The 19,423-nt window shown below is 60.8% G+C and carries 19 protein-coding genes; 7 read left to right on the top strand and 12 right to left on the bottom strand.

What is annotated here, in order from left to right; all coding sequences use genetic code 11:
* Positions 1-100 precede the first annotated feature (100 nt).
* Entirely contained in the window at positions 101-1,288 is a 1,188-nt protein-coding gene (locus JF539_RS00895) for a DNA recombination protein RmuC (RefSeq protein ID WP_207138212.1), read from the top strand.
* Positions 1,289-1,307: 19 nt separating this feature from the next.
* Here JF539_RS00895 and JF539_RS00890 read toward each other — a convergent pair whose 3' ends face one another.
* The 3 genes from JF539_RS00890 to JF539_RS00880 all read right to left on the bottom strand — a co-directional run bounded on the left by JF539_RS00890 (position 1,308) and on the right by JF539_RS00880 (position 4,016).
* Positions 1,308-2,180, bottom strand: coding sequence for a C40 family peptidase (locus tag JF539_RS00890; protein ID WP_207138210.1), 873 nt, complete (start codon positions 2,178-2,180; stop codon positions 1,308-1,310).
* Between the two features lie 31 nt (positions 2,181-2,211).
* Positions 2,212-2,562 carry a MarR family transcriptional regulator gene (locus JF539_RS00885; RefSeq protein WP_207138208.1) on the bottom strand — a complete coding sequence of 117 codons (351 nt, stop codon included), beginning with the start codon at positions 2,560-2,562 and terminating at the stop codon, positions 2,212-2,214.
* Positions 2,563-2,624: 62 nt separating this feature from the next.
* Positions 2,625-4,016, bottom strand: coding sequence for a leucyl aminopeptidase family protein (locus JF539_RS00880; protein WP_207138199.1), 1,392 nt, complete (start codon positions 4,014-4,016; stop codon positions 2,625-2,627).
* 210 nt (positions 4,017-4,226) lie between these two features.
* Between JF539_RS00880 and JF539_RS00875 the strand changes: the two genes are divergently transcribed.
* Entirely contained in the window at positions 4,227-5,003 is a 777-nt protein-coding gene (locus tag JF539_RS00875; protein WP_207138197.1) for a tetratricopeptide repeat protein, read from the top strand.
* A 377-nt stretch (positions 5,004-5,380) separates the two neighbouring features.
* On the opposite strand, the gene JF539_RS00870 is transcribed toward JF539_RS00875, so the two are convergent.
* The 9 genes from JF539_RS00870 to JF539_RS00830 all read right to left on the bottom strand — a co-directional run bounded on the left by JF539_RS00870 (position 5,381) and on the right by JF539_RS00830 (position 14,401).
* Positions 5,381-6,361: a type II secretion system F family protein gene (locus JF539_RS00870; protein WP_207138195.1), complete on the bottom strand. Its 981-nt coding sequence runs from the start codon at positions 6,359-6,361 to the stop codon at positions 5,381-5,383.
* A 9-nt stretch (positions 6,362-6,370) separates the two neighbouring features.
* Positions 6,371-7,390: a type II secretion system F family protein gene (locus JF539_RS00865; protein WP_207138193.1), complete on the bottom strand. Its 1,020-nt coding sequence runs from the start codon at positions 7,388-7,390 to the stop codon at positions 6,371-6,373.
* Between the two features lie 7 nt (positions 7,391-7,397).
* A complete protein-coding gene (locus JF539_RS00860; RefSeq protein WP_419247657.1) occupies positions 7,398-8,912 on the bottom strand; it encodes a CpaF family protein in 1,515 nt (504 codons plus the stop codon).
* 29 nt (positions 8,913-8,941) lie between these two features.
* Complete coding sequence (locus JF539_RS00855; RefSeq protein ID WP_207138183.1) at positions 8,942-10,249, bottom strand: AAA family ATPase; 1,308 nt, start codon at positions 10,247-10,249, stop codon at positions 8,942-8,944.
* An 8-nt stretch (positions 10,250-10,257) separates the two neighbouring features.
* On the bottom strand, positions 10,258-10,971 hold the full coding sequence (locus JF539_RS00850) for a CpaD family pilus assembly protein (protein WP_207138181.1): 714 nt from the start codon (positions 10,969-10,971) through the stop codon (positions 10,258-10,260).
* Positions 10,972-10,981: 10 nt separating this feature from the next.
* Positions 10,982-12,394: a type II and III secretion system protein family protein gene (locus JF539_RS00845; RefSeq protein ID WP_209016946.1), complete on the bottom strand. Its 1,413-nt coding sequence runs from the start codon at positions 12,392-12,394 to the stop codon at positions 10,982-10,984.
* 38 nt (positions 12,395-12,432) lie between these two features.
* A complete protein-coding gene (cpaB, locus tag JF539_RS00840; RefSeq protein ID WP_207138177.1) occupies positions 12,433-13,221 on the bottom strand; it encodes a Flp pilus assembly protein CpaB in 789 nt (262 codons plus the stop codon).
* A 327-nt stretch (positions 13,222-13,548) separates the two neighbouring features.
* Positions 13,549-14,055 carry an A24 family peptidase gene (locus tag JF539_RS00835; RefSeq protein ID WP_207138175.1) on the bottom strand — a complete coding sequence of 169 codons (507 nt, stop codon included), beginning with the start codon at positions 14,053-14,055 and terminating at the stop codon, positions 13,549-13,551.
* Positions 14,056-14,212: 157 nt separating this feature from the next.
* Complete coding sequence (locus JF539_RS00830) at positions 14,213-14,401, bottom strand: Flp family type IVb pilin (protein ID WP_207138166.1); 189 nt, start codon at positions 14,399-14,401, stop codon at positions 14,213-14,215.
* A gap of 509 nt (positions 14,402-14,910) precedes the next feature.
* Here JF539_RS00830 and JF539_RS00825 point away from each other — a divergent pair.
* The 5 genes from JF539_RS00825 (at position 14,911) to JF539_RS00805 (ending at position 19,371) form a co-directional block, all read left to right on the top strand.
* Positions 14,911-15,384, top strand: a complete 474-nt coding sequence (locus JF539_RS00825) for a pilus assembly protein N-terminal domain-containing protein (protein ID WP_207138164.1) — start codon at positions 14,911-14,913, stop codon at positions 15,382-15,384.
* Positions 15,385-15,433: 49 nt separating this feature from the next.
* Positions 15,434-15,970 (top strand): TadE/TadG family type IV pilus assembly protein, encoded by a 537-nt coding sequence (locus JF539_RS00820; RefSeq protein ID WP_209016945.1) that lies wholly within the window; start codon positions 15,434-15,436, stop codon positions 15,968-15,970.
* Positions 15,954-16,592 (top strand): TadE/TadG family type IV pilus assembly protein, encoded by a 639-nt coding sequence (locus JF539_RS00815; protein ID WP_209016944.1) that lies wholly within the window; start codon positions 15,954-15,956, stop codon positions 16,590-16,592. Before JF539_RS00820 ends, JF539_RS00815 begins: the two co-directional genes overlap by 17 nt.
* Before the next feature lie 175 nt (positions 16,593-16,767).
* Positions 16,768-18,180 (top strand): bifunctional enoyl-CoA hydratase/phosphate acetyltransferase, encoded by a 1,413-nt coding sequence (locus tag JF539_RS00810; RefSeq protein WP_207138160.1) that lies wholly within the window; start codon positions 16,768-16,770, stop codon positions 18,178-18,180.
* Between the two features lie 3 nt (positions 18,181-18,183).
* A complete protein-coding gene (locus JF539_RS00805) occupies positions 18,184-19,371 on the top strand; it encodes an acetate/propionate family kinase (RefSeq protein ID WP_207138158.1) in 1,188 nt (395 codons plus the stop codon).
* Positions 19,372-19,423 lie beyond the last annotated feature (52 nt).

The following is a 19,423-nucleotide window of genomic DNA, read 5'->3' as shown; positions in this document are numbered from 1 at the left end:
ACACCGGTCAACGCGGAAAACGCCGCTTCCCCCCGCGTTTTACCGATTTCGCGGCAACGGAAAGATGTGCCGGCGCTCCGAATCGTTCTATGTTTGTTTCATGAATGAAGTCCTTTTCGAGTTGAGCGGACGGCCGGTCACCGTCCTGGAGGCCGCCCTTGCGTGCGGTCTGCTTCTGCTGGCGCTGATTTTCTGGCTGGTTTTGAAAACCGTGCGTCAGATGCGCCAGCGCGCCGATGCCGACACGGCGGCGACGGAACGAATCCACGAACTGGAAAGCCATCTCTCGCAGCTTCTGAAGTCTCAAGGGGAAATGACCGGGCGCATGCAGACCATGGCCGAGGTCTTCGGGTCGCGACAGTCGGACATGATGCGGGTGGTCAACGAGCGTCTGGACGGGATGGGCCACAAGCTCGGTCTCTCCATGGCCGATACCAGCAAGCAGACCCAGGAAGGCCTCAGGCATCTGCACGAGCGCTTGGCCGTGATCGACCGGGCTCAACGCACCATCACCGACCTCTCCGGTCAGGTCGGTCAGCTTCAGGCGATCCTCTCCAACAAGCAGACGCGTGGCGCCTTCGGTCAGGGCCGGATGGAAGCGATCATTCAGGACCAGATGGCGCCGAGCACCTATTCCTTTCAGGCAACCCTGTCCAACAACAGTCGCCCGGATTGCCTGATCCATATGCCCAATGGCGCACCATCGCTTGCCATCGATGCCAAGTTTCCGCTCGAAGCCTTCAACCGCTTGCGCGAGGCGGAGAGCGAGGACCAGCTCAAATACGCCCAGGCCCAGTTCCGCAAGGACTTCACCAAGCATATTCAGGACATCGGCGAGAAGTACCTGCTCCCGGGCGAGACCCAGGACACGGCCTTCTTCTTCGTGCCCTCGGAAAGCGTGTTCGCCGAACTCAACGAGAACTTCGAGGATCTGGTGCAAAAGGCGCACCGGACACGGGTGGTGATCGTTTCCCCGTCCCTTCTGATGCTCTCCATCCAGGTGATCCAGTCGGTGCTTCGGGACGCGAAAATGCGCGAGCAGGCGCACCTGATCCAGGCGGAAGTGGGCCATCTGACCGCCGATGTCGCGCGTCTCAACGACCGGGTCGGCAAGCTGCAGTCCCACTTTGCCCAGGCGAACAAGGACATCGACCAGATCCTGATTTCCTCCGACAAGATCAGCAAGCGCAGCCGCAAGATCGAGGATCTGGAACTGGGTGACGCGGCGGGTGAGATCAAAGACAGCCCACGGCCGGAGCCCCAGCTCGCACTGGCGCCGAAGTCCTGAGAGTTCCGGCCTTGTGAAATCAGCCGCGGTGGAGACGCCGTGCCTTTGTTATCGCGCCCCATTCCGTCGCCGCGATCCGCTCGATGGCCTTGCCCAGCGGTTCGAAGGCAACCGTCATGGTGTGACCGTTGGCGTGGAGCAGACGGTTCGGGCCGGCGACGATCCCCACGTGGCCTTTCCAGAACAGAAGGTCGCCGCGCGTCAGCGCGGACGGATCGTCGTGCGGAATTTCCGTGCCCGCTTCGGCTTCCAGCATATCGCTGTCGCGCGGCAGATCGACCCCGCCGGCCTGGGCGGCGAGCTGGACGAGCGCCGAACAATCCAGCCCGAGACTTGTGCGCCCCCCCCAGAGATAGGGCGTGCCGAGAAACTCCTCCGCGGCCGAGACCCAATCCTCCTCCCTGGCGTCGACCGTAACGAGGTGTTTGGCAACGACCGCCGAACCGTCGGCAAGCACGGCATAGGTCAGCCCCCGCGTTTCGGTTTGACCTGTCACCGTGACCTTTGAGCCCATTGACAGAAGGCCGAGCGGCGGCACCTTCAGATCCGCGCCCGGATAGCGGAAGGTGCGCAAGGCACGGACCCGATGGGTCGCCGCCGTCACCGGCCCGAGACCATCGGAAGACAACCAGCCGACGTAGCCGTCCGTGTCGAGCTGTCCCCAGGCCCAGCCTTCGGGTGTCTGTTCGTAAACGGTGACCCATTCGCCGCGCAGGGCTTCCGTATCGATCGAGCGGTCGGAACGCGGTTCGGGGCGGATCGCAAGCCGATCGGCGGTCACCTGCAGCACTTCGCCCTCTACGAAACGGGTGGACTCCGCCCGGCCCTCGTAGTCGAGCGCGGCTAGATCGGGGCGAACCGGATGGCGGCGGCGGTCAAAGGTCTCGGTCATGAGAGTCCCATAGCAGAAACCGCGCCTGAAATCAGCGCGGCAGTTCGGCGGCCTTTTCGGCGACCAGATCTCCAAGCTGCTCCAGGTAGAGCGCGCCTTCGACCGTGCGCGTGACGATCACATTGCGTTTGTCGCCCTCGTCGCGCTTGCGCGACAAAAGGCGCAGGCCGCCGAGCGTGTCGAGGGCGCGGGTAATCGCCGGCTTGGTCACGTTCAGCTTCGCCGCGAGTCCGCGCACGGTATGGGGCGGAGGCTCCAGGTAGACAGTCAGCAGGATCGTGAGCTGGCGCGCGGAGAGATCCTGCTCGCTGTCCCGCACCAGCGCCAGGTTCACTTCATGCAGCAGTTTCAACGCCTGCGAAGCGCGCAGTTCGACAGCCATGGATCCCGGTATCCCGCCTTTCTCTCAGGCCATCGAATCACAATAACGTTTCGGAACCGTTATTAAACGGTGGCGTAGCGGTCCGAGATCAGTTCAAACAGGGAGCGAATGCCCTGCGCCTCGCCTCCCATGGGTTTTCCGGGCTTGTCGGAAGCCGACCAGCCGTAGATATCGAAATGAACCCAGTTTTCGGTCTTGTCGACAAAACGCGACAGGAAAAGGGCTGCGGTGATGGAGCCGGCGAAGCCCGCTCCGGTCGTATTGATGTGATTGATATCCGCGATCTTGCTGTCGAGGTAGGACATGTAAGGCTGCCACAGCGGCAGGCGCCAGAGCGGGTCGGCGATATCCTTCGCCGCATCGGCGATTTCCTGTCCGAGCTTCTCGCTTGTGGTGAAGAAGGGCGGCAGGTCGGGTCCGAGCGCGACCCGGGCCGCACCGGTCAGGGTCGCCATATCCACCAGCAACTCCGGGCTCTCCTCGTCCGCCAGCGCCAGCGCGTCGGCGAGGACGAGACGCCCTTCCGCATCCGTGTTGCCGATCTCGACGGTCAACCCCTTGCGGCTGGACAGGACGTCGCCCGGCCGGAAGGCGTTGCCTGAAACGGCATTCTCGACGCAGGGAACGATCACCCTGAGCCGCACAGGCAGTTTCGCGGCAATGATCATGGAGGCCAGACCGAGAACGTTGGCGGCTCCTCCCATGTCCTTTTTCATCAGCGACATGGACGAGCCGGGCTTGAGGTTCAGACCGCCGGTATCGAAGGCGACCCCCTTGCCGACCAGCGTAACCCTGGGATCCGTCTCGCTACCCCAGGAAAAATCCGCCAGCCGCGGCGCGCGCAGGCTGGCGCGGCCCACCGCATGAACCATCGGGAAATTTTCCTCAAGCAGGTCCTCACCTGCAACGATGCGGCCGCTTCCGCCCGATGCCTCGAACAGGCTTTGGACCGCGGCGGCGAGTTCCTCCGGCCCCATGTCGTTGGCGGGGGTATTGATGAGGTCCCTTGCAAGCCGGACGCCGTCGAGAACGATGCCGAGCCGCTCCAGATCCACATCCTCCCCGACTGCCAGGCGGCAGATTTTCGTGTTTTTGGCGGCATAGCGATCAAAGCTGTAGGTGGACAAGGCGAAGCCGAGCGCCGCCTGGTCCGGATCGGAAAACCCTTCGGCCAGATGGTAGTCGCCCGCCGGCAAAACCCTGGCGAGCAGACCGAGCGCGAAGGGATGCGCCAAGCCGTTTTCTTCAATGCCGAAAAGAACCGCCGCCCGTTCGCCGCTCAAGCCCGGCACAAGCTGGTGCGTCGAGGGTTTGCCCGTAAACCCATGGACCGCACACCAATTGCCTGCCGACCCGCCAAGCCCCGCAAGCACGTCCGGAAGCGTGGCTTCGGTAACGGCGAAAATGGGAGTCGAATCGGAAATGTCGCTTTTTCGGACGATGCTTGCGCGCACGGGAAGGTCTCCGCTGGTTCTTTAGGTGGTGAGCCACACCTAATACCAACCGCAATTAATGGGAACCCGTCTGATGTCACGTTTGAGGCCTGTTTGGCGGCGAAACGGCCCTCCAGTCGCAAATCGCAACGCCGCTTAACCATCCATTAGGGTTAATTATTTATTCCTCTTACAGAACGAAGAAAGCTGCGGACAACAAGGATGTTGACAATGCAAGCGCCCAGAACCGGTTCCCGATCCACCCGCGCCCGCCTCGCCTCCACCTTGATGGCGATGACCGCGCTCGTTCTGGTAACAGGCTGCGCATCGACGAAATCGAACACCGGCACCCATTCGCCGGCGTCGGGCCACTACACCGCTCCCGGGTCCGCGCAAGCGCTCGCGGCAACCTCGAAGTGGGCGTCGGCCTATCAGAAAGACCGGCAGAACCGTGCCGCCATCCTCGGCTATTCCAGCGCCCTCAGCCAGAACGGTCAAATGAGCCAGGCTCTGGCCGTGCTGCGCGCCGGCGTGATCTCCCACCCGAAAGACCGGGAAATCGCGTCCGCCTATGGCAAGGTGCTGGCGATGAACGGTCGCTTCGACGAGGCGCTCAACGTCCTGCAGCGCGCGCAGCAACCCGAGACACCGGACTGGAGGCTGATGTCCGCGCAGGCCGCGATATTCGACCAGACCGGCAAGCACGAACAGGCCAGAGCTCTCTACAAGCAGGCCCTCAAGATCGCGCCGGACGATCCGACGCTCCTGAACAATCTGGGCCTGTCCTATCTTCTGACCAATGACCTGCCGGATGCTGAATATACCCTGCGCCGCGCCGCCACCCTGCCCGGTGCCGACAGCCGCGTCCGCCAGAATCTGGCGCTCGTCCTCGGCATCCAGGGCAAGTACGACGAAGCCATCCAGGTGGCTCAGGCCGAACTCGACCCACGCCAGGCCAAGGCCAATATCGCCTATCTTCAGGCGATGATGAAAAAGCGCCAGGGCTGACGACGTAGTTCTTCCGAAGTGCCATCCCGGCCATGCGCCGGGAAGGAATTCCTGCCCTGCTTTTCAACCGATCGCCCCTGACAGGAACCCGGTCCCTCGTGCGGACGGGACCACCAAGATACCGATCATGGGAATTCGTTTGCCGGATCCTGGTCATTGGCTTGAGGGCTCACCGGGGCGTCAAACGGATGGCCGCCTCCCCCTCTTCACGACAAAATGGTTTCCCGGAGAACCTTCGGTCAAAGCGGACCAAGACATTCGACCCGAACGGTCCACGTCAATGTGGGCTGTCCGGGCGGAAGGCCATCGTTTGCTCAGCGGTGCTAGGGTACGGACCCTATGCCCCTGCCGCTCCTTCTTTCCCGCCAAGTCGAAACCTAGAACGCGTCCAGCGCCATCACCTGCATGACGGCGGGCGCCAGGACGATGAAGAAGAGAACCGGCAGGAAGAAAATGATCATCGGAACAGTCAGTTTCGGCGGCAGGGACGCAGCCTTCTGCTCCGCCATGAGCATGCGTGCTTCGCGGGTGTCGTCCGACATCGTTCTGAGCGCATGGCCGACGGGCGTGCCGTAACGCTCCGCCTGAATGAGAGCCATCATCACGTTCTTCACCCCTTCGACGCCCGTTCGCTTGGCCAGGTTCTCGAAAGCCGAACGGCGTTCGCTCAGGTACGACAGCTCGGCGGTCGTCAGGGACAGTTCTTCCGCGAGGTCGACGCACTGGATACCGATTTCCTCGGCGACTTTCTGAAAGGCGCCTTCGATGGACATGCCCGATTCCACGCAGATCAGCATCAGGTCGAGCGCGTCCGGCCAGGCCCTCTGGATGGCCAGCTTGCGCTTTTCGATCTTGTTCTTCAGGAACAGGTTCGGCAAAAAGACCCCGACGCCCGCGATCGCGATGCAAAACAGCAATCTGGAGAATGTCGGCAGGGAGCTCTGCATCATCACCAGCGCATAGAACGTGGTGACCACGAAGAGGATGATCGGAAGAACGATTCGCGCCGTCAGGTAATAATAAAGCGGCGCGGATCCGCGGTAACCCGCCAGGCGGAGCTGTTCGGTGGTGCTTTCGTCGGACAGCATCTCCTTGAGATTGAACCGGTCGACGAAATTCTTCATCTGCGCCTTGGGCTGATTGCGCAAGGAAGCCCTGGCGTCCTGCTGGTTCGTCTGGAGACGCGCCCGCTCTCTGGCGCGCATCTTGTCGCGCTCCAGGGCCACGGATTTCATGCGCGATTTCAAGCTGTCCCGGTTCAGGAGCGGCATCACCAGAGAGTAGATCGTCCCCGATACCGCGATCATCGCGAGAAACGCCGCGAGAAACTGCTGGGATGCGAGTTCTTCGAAATTCATGCCGGTTCCCTAGAAGTCGAAATTGATCATGGAGCGCATGATCATGATGCCGATGAACATCCAGAACAGGCAGCCGCCCATGATCAGATGCCCTGTGCTTGTCGTCCACAGCAGGGAAATATAGTCAGGGGCGACCACGAACATGATCCCGCCGACCACGAAAGGCAGCGCACCGATGATGCCGGCGGAGGATTTCGCTTCCGCGCTCAAGGCCTTGATCTTGCCCTTCATGGCCTTGCGTCCGCGCAGAACCTTGGACAGGTTGGAAAGCGCTTCGGCCAGTCCGCCACCGGCCTTTTGCTGGATCGCGACCACGATGGCGAAGAAATTGGCTTCGGCGACGGGAACCCGATCGGGCAGCTTTGAGACGGCTTCGGACAACGTAACGCCCATGATCTGGGTTTCGGTGATCTTGCGGAACTCCGTCGCGACGGGTTCGCGTGCCTCCCGGGCGACCACCTTGATGCAATCGGCCAGCGGCAGGCCGGCCTTCACGCCGCGGACGATGATGTCGACGCCATTGGGCAATTCGTCGAGAAACGCATTGAAACGGCGCTTGCGCTTGAACGAGACATACCAGCGCGGAAAGCCGAACGCACCGGCGAAGCCGAACCCGCCGATGACCAGGAAGTTGCTGCTGGCAATGAACCCCAGGATCAGGAAGACCACGCCACTGACGGCGCTGAACATGATGAAATGGGACATTTCCCAGGCCAGGCCCGCCTGTTCCATGCGGGTTTTCAGCGAGACCTTCTGCTGTTTGTCCTGCTTGGCCCTTTGGCGTTCCTCGAATTCCTTGAGCTGTTCCTGGATGTTTTTCTTGCGCCGGTCCGTGTCCCTGAGCTGCTTGCGCTGCGTCTCGCTTTGCGGACGGGCGGCCACGGCCTGCACGCGCTGGTCGCGGCGTTTCGTTCCCGACAGCGCAGGCTGGAAGAGACTGTAGATGATCCCGCCAACGGCCAGCATCACCAAAACCGCCACCGCGATCCCGGTTACTTCAGGGGTGAGTAGGTCTTCAAATCCCGACATTCACGCTTCACTCCGCAGTGTATTCCGGTACGTCGGCGGCATCGAGCGCCTGCGCCAGACGGCCTTCTTCGCCGAAGTATCGCGCGCGCTCCCAGAATTTCGGTCTGCCGATGCCGGTGGACCGGTGCCGCCCGATGATCCGGCCGTTGGGGTCCTCGCCGACAATGTCGTAGAGGAAGACGTCCTGGGTGGTGATGATGTCGCCCTCCATCCCCATGACCTCGGTGACGTGGGTGATCCGGCGCGAGCCGTCGCGCAGACGCGCGGCCTGAACGACGACATCGATTGAGGACACGATCATCTCCCTCAAGGTGCGCGAGGGAAGCGAGAACCCGCCCATCGTGATCATCGATTCAAGCCTCGAAAGCGCCTCGCGCGGGGAGTTGGCGTGCAGGGTGCCCATGGAGCCGTCGTGACCCGTGTTCATCGCCTGAAGAAGGTCAAAGGCCTCGGGTCCGCGCACCTCGCCCACGATGATGCGTTCAGGACGCATACGCAGACAGTTCTTGACGAGGTCGCGCATGGTGATCTCGCCCTCGCCCTCAAGGTTGGGAGGGCGCGTTTCCAGCCGGACCACGTGAGGCTGCTGGAGCTGAAGCTCGGCGGAGTCTTCGCAGGTGATGATGCGTTCGGTGCCTTCGATGTAGGCGGTCAGACAGTTCAGCAGCGTCGTTTTACCGGAACCGGTACCGCCGGAGATCAGCACGTTACAGCGCGAGCGCCCGATGATCTGCAGGATTGTCGCGCCCTCCGGCGTGATCGAGCCGAATTTCACGAGCTGATCCAGGGTCAGCTTGTCCCGTTTGAACTTACGAATCGTCAGGGCCGGGCCGTCGATGGCGAGCGGCGGTGCGATCACGTTCACACGAGAACCGTCGGGCAGACGCGCGTCACAGATCGGGCTTGCATCGTCGACGCGCCGGCCCACCTGGCTGACGATCCTCTGACAGATGTTCATGAGCTGGGCGTTGTCGCGGAAGGCGACGCCTGTCTGCTCAACCTTGCCCTGCGTTTCGATATAGACGGTGTGCGCGCCGTTCACCATGATGTCGGCGATGTCGTCGCGCGCCAGAAGCGGCTCCAGGGGGCCGTAGCCCAGAACGTCGTTACAGATGTCCTCAAGCAGGTCTTCCTGCTCGGAAATCGACATGATGACGTTCTTGAGCGCGATGATGTCATTGACGACGTCGCGGATCTCGTCCCGGGCGTCTTCGGCGTCGAGGCGCGCAAGCTGCGACAGATCGATCGCCTCGACCAGAGCGTTGAAGATCTGTGCCTTGGTTTCGTAATATTCGCCCGTTTTTTTCCGGGGTTGGGCGGTCGCCGGCTGTTCGGCCGGGGGCGGAGGCGCGGGCGCCTCAACAGGTTTTTGGGGTTCCGCCTGTTTGGGAGCCGGAGCCGGAGCCGGTTCGGCGGGCATGGCAGGCTTCTCCACCTGCTCAGGCCGATCCTCTACGCCGGGAACGCTGCCCGGATGGATGGTCTGTGCACCAGACGATGAACTGCCGCGTCTTCCAAACATAACGAACTATCTGCTCCGTACAGTGCCGTTCAGCCGGCCTTGCGCTTGAATTTCGAGAACAAGCCGCCAAGCCCCGCACGCGACGCCGTGCTGGGCTGGATCTTGCCGGACACCGAGTGCGCCAGATCGTCAAACATCCGCGAAACGGCGTTTTTGCCGTCAAGCTCGCCGATCATCTGCCCGTTGTTCGCCGCCGTTCCGAAGAGCTGCGGTTCAAACGGAATGGAAGCCTGCACCATCAGGCCGAGCGCCTTGGCAAACTCTTCCGGCTTGATTTCCGGCCGCTTCGGCACGTTCACCTTGTTCATGATCAGGTGCGGAGGCCGGTCATTCGGCCTGATCTGCTTCAACAGATCGATCATGTTCTTGGCGTTGCGCAGATTGGCCAGGTCCGGCTCGGCAACGAGAACGATTTCGTCGGCATTCAGCAGCGTGTTCCTGACCCATCCGTTCCAGCTGTGCGGGATATCGAGAACGATATGCGGAATGCTTGAGCGCATCGTTTCCAGAAGCTGCTCGTAAGCCTTTTCGCCCTGATCGTAGGTCCGCTCCAGCGTCGCGGGTGCGGCCAGCAGGCTCAGATGCTCGTTGCATTTGGAAAGGATGCGGTCCAGATAGGTCTCGTCCAGCCGCTCCGGCGAGGAAACGGCCTCGTAAACGCCCTGCAACGGATCCTGATTGTAATCCAGACCCGCTGTCCCGAAGGGAAGGTCCAGATCGGCGACGACGACTTCCGCCTGAAGGCTGCGTGCCAGCGCCCAGGCGCCGTTATGCGCGATGGTCGAGGAACCGCAGCCCCCTTTCACGCCGCAGAAGGCGATCGTCCGCCCCAGGGGCTCCGATTCCGGATCGGCATAAAGTTCGCCGATCGCCCCGATCAACTGAAACACGTTCACGGGCGCAATGAGGTATTCGCTCACACCGCGCGCGATCAGTTCCCGGTAAAGCGTCACGTCGTTGACGTTGCCGATGACGATGACCTTGGTTCCGGCATCGCAATATTCCGCGAGCCGGTCGAGGCTGGCGAGCAGCGTATCGCGCGGTTCATCGGCTTCCAGAATGATGAGGTTCGGCGTCGGGGCCTGGGCGAAAGCCTCGATCGCGGCGGGGATGCCTCCCAGGTCCAGTTTCAGATGGGCCTTCGCCATCCGCCGGTCTTCCATCGCGACTTCGGCGATGCGCATCGTTTCCTCCGAAACGCAAAACCCGTGAACCGTGATACGCGGGATCGGCTTAACACTCGCCGTCTCCCCGGCGCCCTGAAACTCATGGTCAGGCGCTTCGGACACAGGATCGAGATAACCGGACATGTTCTGCAAGTCAGGATTAGCGCTCATTGTTCAACCTACTCCTCTGCGACCTCAGCACCGACACCTTCGGTGTAGTTGCCTGAGGTCACTTCGCCTTTTCTGTACTTCTCGATCACCACAGCGCGACGGCCCTGATCGGCGGGTGTCGAGGCTCTCGGGACCAGCAGATCGGACGGATTGGCGACCATCGCGGCCAGGTTCGACTGGGTCGCGCATCCAAAGTTCTCGTAGTCCGTATTCTCGCCGATGCCGCCGCCGATGTTTTTCGGCCAGTTCCCGCACTCTCCCGCCGTCGCCTTCAAGCGGGCGTAGGAAAGCCGTATCGGCGCATCCGCGTTTGGATCCTGAACGGCATAGGTCCGTGTACTGATCCTCGACCGGTTCAGGCCGCCTCGCTGCAAGGCCCTGCGGATGTCGGGGGTCACGGCATGAACCGCCGATTCGTTGGCGCCGCCGGAGGGAACGAGGATCTCCACCGACCCGTCACCCTGTTGGCGGGACTCAGCCGCGAAGGCGGTAATCGTGTCCTCGATCGGTCCGTAAAGCCGTCGTGTACCGCGTCCGATCGGCAGGTCGAGCGTCTCGGGCTGTTCGGTGATCACGATGGGATGGCGCAGCCGGTAATCGTTGGACGCCAGCGCCTGGCTCTGGGACTGCGGACCCTGGCAACCGGCGGCCGCCATGCCTGCAAGGACCACCAGGGCGAATTTGGAAGCGGCCGAGACCGGGATCGTGTTTTTCCTGTTCATCCGTCCGTCCTCACTTGTAGATATATCCGACTTGGCCGTGGTATTCGCCTTCGACCGCCTCGCCGCCGGGGCTGAAGATCTTGTTCAGGCGGTTCAGGAACACCGTTTCGGCGTCAGATGGCGGGATCAGGTTCTTGTCCGGGCGCACCATCTTGGACGCGGCCACCGGCTTGACGACGTAGGGTGTCACAAACACCACCAGTTCCGTCTGCTCCCGCAGAAAGTCCCGGCTCTTGAACAACGCGCCGAGGATCGGGATCTGCATGAGACCGGGCACGCCTTCGATGGACTGCTTGTAGGATTCCTTCAGCAGGCCCGCCATGACCAGCGTTCCGCCGGAGGGCAATTCAACGGTCGATTCCGCTCGCCTGACCTTCAGGGCGGAGATGGTGATCCCTCCGGTCACGGAGATCGCGCCATCGCTGCTGAGTTCGCTGACCTCGGTTTTGACCCTCAGACTGATCCGCCCGCCCGACAGAACGATGGGCGTGAAATCGAGCCCGACACCGAATTTCTTGAATTCGACGGTAACTTCATTGTCGTCCTGGGCGATCGGGATCGGAAATTCACCGCCGGCGAGGAAGCTTGCGTTCTCCCCGGAAATCGCCGTCAGGGTCGGCTCGGCCAAGGTCCGGATCACACCGTCGCGCTGCAGGGCTTCCAGTTCAACGGCAAGGCTCGACGCGCCGCTTGCGAATTCAACTCCGCCCAGAGACTGGTTCAGAATGGACGGGTTGACGAGAAAGCTCGGTGTGCTCGACACATAGGGAACGAAGTTGCCAATCCCGAATTGACCGGCGAATTGAACGCCGAGCTGCTTGACGATCTCCCGCTCGACCTCGGCAACGGTTACCTTCAGGTGCACCTGGTCCTTGCCTTCGACGGCGATCAGATTGACGACTTCGGATGCGGCGTTGGCGCCCTGGAATTTCGCGGCGATGTCCGCAGCCTGCTGTGCTTCTATGGTGCTCTTGGCACTTCCGCTCAAGACCACGCTGCCGTTCATCGATTCCGCCGTGATCCGCGATCCGGGGATCAGCCTGCGGATGATCCGGGTCAGGTCGGACGTGTCCTTCTCGACCCGCAGGTCGAAACTCGCCAGTTCGCGGCCGCTGCGTCCGAAAAGCACGAGGCGGGACTGACCGGCCGCGTTGCCGAGGACGAAGATCCGGCGCGGCGTTCTGAGGACCGCATCGGCGATTTCCGGGTTCGACACCAGAACGTCGGCGGCGTCTTCGGCGAGATTGATGACAACCGAGCGTCCAATTCCGACATTCAGGAGACGGCCGTTGGCACGTTCGCCTGCCGCAATGTGGATCTGATTCGGAAAGTTTCCTTCGGCCTGCGCCACCGTCGGCACTGCCGGAAAGAACGCGCCCGCGATCACGGCCGCAGCGACCAGTTTCCGGAGATAGGTTTTCATCACGCCCCTCGCGCTCGACTTTCTTGTTCTCATCGGTGTCATTTCACACCTACCTGGCTGGTCACCCCGTATTTCACGTAACTCACGCCGCGCCGCCGTCCCGTGTCGCTGTCGGCGTCGTCGGCGGAATCCTGCGCGCTGCGCAGCGCGAGCGCGATCGTGCCGACCTGCTGAGCCAGAGCGACCACCTCGGATTGCGGCAGCGTCAGCTCCAGGGTCGCTGTCCGTTTCGGAGAAAGCGTTTTCTGGTCCTTCTCGCCGGCCGTTGTCGTGTCGATGGCCAGCACCCGGACGTTTTCCAGGATGGTCTCACTGACAACGACATCCTCCTCGTTGCCCTTGCCCTTCACCTTCCGGGTCAGGATGAGATCGACCTTGTCACCGGGAAGAATGAAACCACCCGCCGTGGTTTCCGCCTCCACGCTCACCGCGATGGCGCGTTTTCCCTTGGGAAGAATGGCGGCCATGAAGCCCTTGTCGGTGCTGATGAGACGTTCCGGTCGAATCGGTTCACCGGCAAAGATCGGCGCCCGGGCGATCCGGCCGCTGTATTTTTCCTTCGCCGTGGGATCGCTTTCTTTCGTGACCGACCCCTTCGGAATGGAGCTTTCAGGCCACTCACCCCAGGAAAAATCGTCTTCCGTGAGTTTCGATCCCAAGGCGATGTCTTTCGCGGCGACGAGGACCTCTGACTCTGCCTGCGTTTTTGGAGGCGCCTGGACAACGACCGGTTCGGATTGGTTTCCACCGGACATCATCACCATGCGAAATGCGATAAATCCCGCAGCGACCGCGATTGCCAGTACAAAGATCCGTGCGAATTTCATGACCAAAACCCAATAATCCCGCGCGCAGTTGCGCTGTTCTCACGTAGGATGACGGGTAATTGGTCAAAACATGGTTAACCAACTATGGAAGAATTTGGTTAACTTGCGTTAACAATACTGAATCAAAACTTACTCTTCGTCGAGTTTAGTAAAATTCCGGCAGAAATCCGGCCTTCTGAAATCCCGACAGACACCAGATGTCGTCTACCATTTTGCGTGAGGACACGGATCGTGGCTCACTCGAAGGACCATGGGCGCGCGTGATCGCGATGGTTTTTCAGGCAGAAAAACGATGACGCCGGCTGCGTCCGGCGAAGATTTGCGATGTCAGGGAATCAGATTGAACCAGACCGTCGCCGGATAGACCTGCAGGCCCGCGACCGCGATCGCTACGCCGTAAGGGATGCCCGTGGATTTGTCGTGCAGCCTGGCGAACCAGTCCTGACGCAGAAACGTCACGGGAACGAAAACGGTCTTTTTCAGGTAAAGCAGTGCGAGCGTGAGAAGCATCCCGTAGACCGCCACCCAAAAAACGAAAAGGGTCAGCTCCGGCGTGAAGCCGATCCAGAGTGCAATGGCGCTGATGAACTTGACGTCGCCGCCGCCCATCCAGCCCGCCGCGAAAAAAGCGAAGCACGGCACAAAGACAACGGCAAATGCGAGACCGTGCATGCCCCAGCTTTCAAGCGGCATTCCAGACGCAAGCGCGAGGACGCAGAAACCCGCGACAAGCAGGATCGACACCCTGTTCTGGATGATCATCGTGAGCAGATCCGAAACGCCGCCAAAGGCCACGAGCATTGGAAAGATCACGAGAATGCCAGCTTGAATCATGACGTCTCTCCCGGTCACGGTCACCGGAAACACGGTATCCGGAAAACCCTTAACGGTTCCCCAGCGATATTAAAAAATAAAGACGGGCAGATATCTGCCCGCCTTCGATCCAAAAGGCTTCCCGGCTTAAGCGTATCCGGGAAGCGGGCTCAGGCTGTTAGCTGCCTGCTGTGGTGCTTGCCGTGCCCAGTTTGGTCGAGATCGCGCTGAAGATACCGGAGAGGTTGGTACCGGTCGAGGTGACTGCAGCAACGATAACGACCGACAGGAGGCCGGCGATCAGACCGTATTCGATAGCAGTTGCACCAGATTCGTCTTTAACGAAACGAGAGAAGAGATTTTTCATGTGTTTGCTCCATGTACCACTGAGTTGACAGCTTCAAGTCCGCCGGATCTTTTCTTCGTCCGTTCGAACATGTGTGGAACCTAGGACAGAGAGCTTTCCAACTTGTTAAATCCACCAAAGAAAAGCAATTAGAACTCGAGAAAAACATATATAGTTAACAAGTCGTATAACTAACAAATAGTAACTATAGGATTCTAAATTATATTTATACTTACATTTACTCAACCATACAGAGCGCAACAGCGCGTTTCCAGGGTTTTCCTTCTGCCGGGTCCTGCAGAGACTGCGCTTCCTTGAAGTGACTGCATGCGTGCAGGCGTATCGGCCAAACAGGTCGCCGGTCTCCACAAACGCCTTCGGACGGTCTTTGCATCGACGGCCGGGCCTGGCGGCCGTTCTTCGCGAGAACAACCCGCAATCGGGACCGAAAGCACAAGGCGTTAGCAGATCGTTCACCATGTTTGCGGCATTCTATCGCTAGAGCGGATACAAATGGAGTACCCATAGTCATGTTCATGAAGATAACGAAATGGGCCGGTGTGCTTGCATTTGCTTTCCAGGCGACCGCCGCGCTGGCCGAGGATGCGCACGAGGGTCCGGTCATGGTGACGGTCGACCGCGCCAAGGTCTTTAGAATTGAAGACGGGGCCACCGCGGTCATCGTCGGCAATCCGTTCATCGCGGATGTTTCCATGTTCGATCAGAACACGGTCGTCATCACGGGCAAGAGCTACGGCACCACCAACCTCGTTATCCTGGACGAAAACAACAAGCCCATCGTCGACGAGGCGATCACGGTCCGGGCTTCCGATGACGATGTGGTTTCCGTTTACCGCAAGTCCGCCCGTTCGTCCCTGTCGTGCAATCCGGTCTGCGAACCCACGCTCCGCCTGGGCGACGCGACCGAAGCCTTCACATCCGCCGCCGAGCAGGCAACCTCGCGAAACGACCTGGCCGTTGCGGCAGCGGGCGGGGGGACCTGAGCCGATTGCAATCAGGAGCGGACACCATATGCATTTGAGAAGATTGCACATGTGGCCCTTTGGCAAAAAAAAGGCGCGTTCGCTGCTGAAAGACGAACGCGGCGTGACCGCGATCGAATTCGCCTTCGTCGCCTTGCCTTTTTTCATCCTTTGCATCGGCATCATCGAGGTCGGACTGGCCCATCTGGTCAACAGAATGCTCGACAACGCCGTCATCACCGCCGCGAGAACCATCAAGACCGGCCAAGCCGCGGAAGGTTCCACCTCCAAGGCCGAGTTCGAACAGTTGATCTGCGACTCGATGCCCGCGTTCATGTGCAACCTGGACCGGATCACCCTGGAAGTCACGACCTACGAGACTTTCGAAGCGGCAGGCAACTTCAACAGCCTCTACGATACCGACGGCAAGCTGAGGGACGAAGAGGACATCACCTACGAGATCGGCGAGGCTTCCAGCATCGTCGTTGTGAACGTCATCTACAGCTGGCCCATGATGACGTCCCTGCTCAGCCTGGATCCGGCCGATGACGGTTCATACCGGAACCTTTCTTCAACATTGGTGTTTAGAAATGAACCCTGGGACTGACACCTTGCGCCGGCAAGCCGGTATCCGGGTCCTGAAGACAGGCGGCCTCGCCGGCTTTTGGGCCGACAAACGCGGTGTCTCGGCGACGGAGTTCGCAATGATCCTCCCCTTCCTGCTGTTCTTGCTGGTAGGCATGGAGGTGATTACCGGCGCCTTGAACCACGACCGCAAGATCAGCCGCATTGCCAGTTCGGTCACCGATCTGGTGGCCCAGGAACAGACCGTGGACCCCAGCGGTCTCGACGCTCTCCTGAAGGTCGGCGATACGATACTGGCCCCCTATTCCTCGACCGAGCTTGAAGTCATCGTGGCCAGTGTTTCCTTCGATGAGGATGGCGACCCGAGCATCGACTGGAGCCGCGACAACCATGGCAGCGCGGCGGATGGCTGGTCACCGGGCGCGGCCCCGCCGATCACCCTGCCGGACACGATCGCGACGCCGAATACCTCCATCGTGGTCGGCCAGACCAACCTCACATACCGGCCGACGTTCGCGAACCTCTACAAGGAACTCAACAAATTCTTTTCCGGTGACTCGATCGACAGCATCGATTTGAGCGATGTCTACTACGTTCGTCCCCGGTTGACGGACACGGTGACCTGCGAGGATTGTCCGGGTTAGGGCGCGGCCTCTCAAGAGCAGCTTTGAATTTCCAGGACAACGGGGCCGTCCTGGTACGGAACTTCCAATCTTCTTTCCTATATGATCTCCCGTATTTGTATCGTCGCATTATCCGGTTAATCTCCGGAATATTGCTGCGCTGCAACACCCTGTTAGAACGGGAAAAATGGACACAATGGCGACGAACAAGACTTACGAGCAAATTTCGGTCGGCGACACCGCCGAGATCGTGCGGGAATGTTCCTCCAACGACCTTCTCGTTTTCGCGCATGCCTCGGGAAACCACAATCCGATACATCTTCCCGATACGGACTGGACCGGAGACGGTCACATCGACAAGCCCGTTGCGCCGGCGATGTGGGTCGGCGGCCTTGCCTCCGCCGTTCTCGGCAACATCCTGCCCGGTCCGGGAACGGTTTACAAAGCCCAGTCCTTTACGTTTCTCGGCCGTGCCGCGGTTGGCGACAAACTGCATGTCAGGGTAACGGCAACCGAAAAAAGGCCGGACAACGTCGTTCTCTTCGACATGTCCGTGACGCTGGAAGACGGCACCCGGCTCGTCGAAGGTGTCGCGGAAGTCAAGGCACCCACCGAGACGATCGAGTTCGATTCCAGCAATATTCCGGCACTTCTCGTTCAGCGGCACCGCCATTTCAACCGCATGATCGAACAGGCGAAGACGCTGCCGCCTCTGCCGACCGCCGTCGTCGCGCCCGACGATCCGAATTCGCTTGAAGGCGCCATCATGGCCGCCCGCGAAGGTCTGATCGAGCCAATCCTGATCGGCGCCCTCGGCCGGATCCAGGAAGCGGCGAAAGAACTCGAAGAAGACATCTCCTCCTACGAGCTGATCGACATCGAAGACGAATCGGAAGCGGCCGGCCGTGCCGTGGCAATGGTTCACGAAGGCCGGGTTCAGGCCATCATGAAAGGTCATCTTCACACCGATCACCTGCTGCATCATGTGGTCAAGCGCGATGGCGGCTTGAGAACCAAGCGGCGCATCAGCCACGTGTTCGTGATGGATATACCAGGCCGGAAAACGCCGGTCGTGATCTCCGATGCCGCGATCAACATCTCGCCGGACCTGAACACCAAGGTCGACATTACCCAGAACGCCATCGACGCGGCCCGCTCCCTCGGCCTGGACATGCCGCGTGTCGGCATCCTGTCCGCGATCGAAACCGTCAATCCGGCCATCCCCTCCAGTCTGGATGCGGCGATCCTTTCCAAGATGGCGGAACGCGGCCAGATCTCCGGCGCGATTGTCGACGGTCCGCTGGCCATGGACAACGCGGTCGACGTTCAGGCTGCCCGGACCAAGGGCATCACATCGCTGGTGGCCGGCCATGCGGAAGTGCTCATCGTTCCCAACCTGGAATCGGGCAACATGCTGGCCAAGGAACTGACCTTCATCGCCCATGCGGAAGCCTCCGGCCTCGTTATCGGTGCCAAGGTCCCGGTCATGCTGACCAGCCGCTCGGACGACGGCCGTGCGCGGCTGGCCTCCTGTGCGCTGGCCCTGCTCTTCAACTACTGGCAAACTAACGGCGCGCCGGTGAGCCTCCTGGACCGCGAGGAAGACTGATTCATGGCAGGCCCCATCATTCTGGTTCTGAATTCGGGGTCTTCCTCGATCAAATTCACGCTGTTCTCCGGTGCGGCGGCGCACCTTGACGGCCAGATTTCCGGTCTCGGCGCGCAACCGCATATCAAATTGAAGTCCGAAGTCTCGGAGACGAAGATCGACCGTCCGCTGTCGGACGAAGAAGGCAAGAACCACGCCTCGGCCCTGTCTGCCCTGCTTCCCGTTCTGGAAGAGGAACTGGGCAAACAGACAGTGGACGCGGTCGGCCACCGGGTGGTTCACGGTGGCATCACCTATTCCGAACCGCTGCGGATCACCTCAAGCGCGATGTACAGGCTGAAATCGCTGATCCCGCTTGCGCCGCTGCACCAGCCTCACAATGTGGCCGGTATCGAGGCCGCGCAGGCCGCGTTTCCCAAGGCGCTTCAGGTGGCCTGTTTCGACACGGCCTTTCACCGCAAACACCCCTGGGTAAACGACACATTCGCGCTTCCGCGCACGTTTTACGACGAGGGTGTGCGCCGCTACGGTTTTCACGGTCTGTCCTACGAGTACATCTGCAGTTACCTGAAGACGACGGCTCCGGAGTTATACGCCGGCAAAGTTATTGTCGCCCATCTGGGGAATGGCGCTTCGATGTGCGCGATCCGGGACGGCCAAAGCATCGGATCGACGATGGGGTTCACCGCCCTGGACGGTCTGCCGATGGGCACGCGCTGCGGCCAGCTCGACCCGGGCGTGGTTCTCTATCTGCTGACCACGAAGGGCATGACCCCTCAAGAGGTCTCGGATCTCCTCTACAAGGACTCCGGTCTGAAGGGTCTGTCCGGCGTCAGCCAGGACATGCGCACCCTGACGGAAAGCGACGATCCGCGCGCGGCCGAGGCCATCGAGTATTTCGTGTTCCGGATACGCCGGGAACTGGGCGCGATGGCCGCCGTTCTGGGCGGACTGGACACGGTGGTCTTCACCGGCGGCATCGGCGAAAACGCGACGGTCGTCCGCGAAAAGGTCTGCCAGGAGCTGGACTGGCTCGGGCTTCACATCGACCCGGCCAAGAACAATGCGCGGGAAGAAGACATTTCCGCGGAAGGGTCCAGGATCAAGACGCTGGTCATTCCTACCAACGAAGAGGAAATGATCCGGCGTCATACGGAGAAACTGATGGCCACGGCCGACGTTCGGGCCTGAGCATCACAAAGCCCGTTTCCACGACCCGACATCCGGCGCCGGCCCTCTCCGG

The organism is Roseibium aggregatum, from assembly GCF_017309185.1.
Classification (GTDB): Bacteria; Pseudomonadota; Alphaproteobacteria; order Rhizobiales; family Stappiaceae; genus Roseibium; species Roseibium aggregatum_B.
This window is presented reverse-complemented; position numbering and strand designations above follow the sequence as displayed.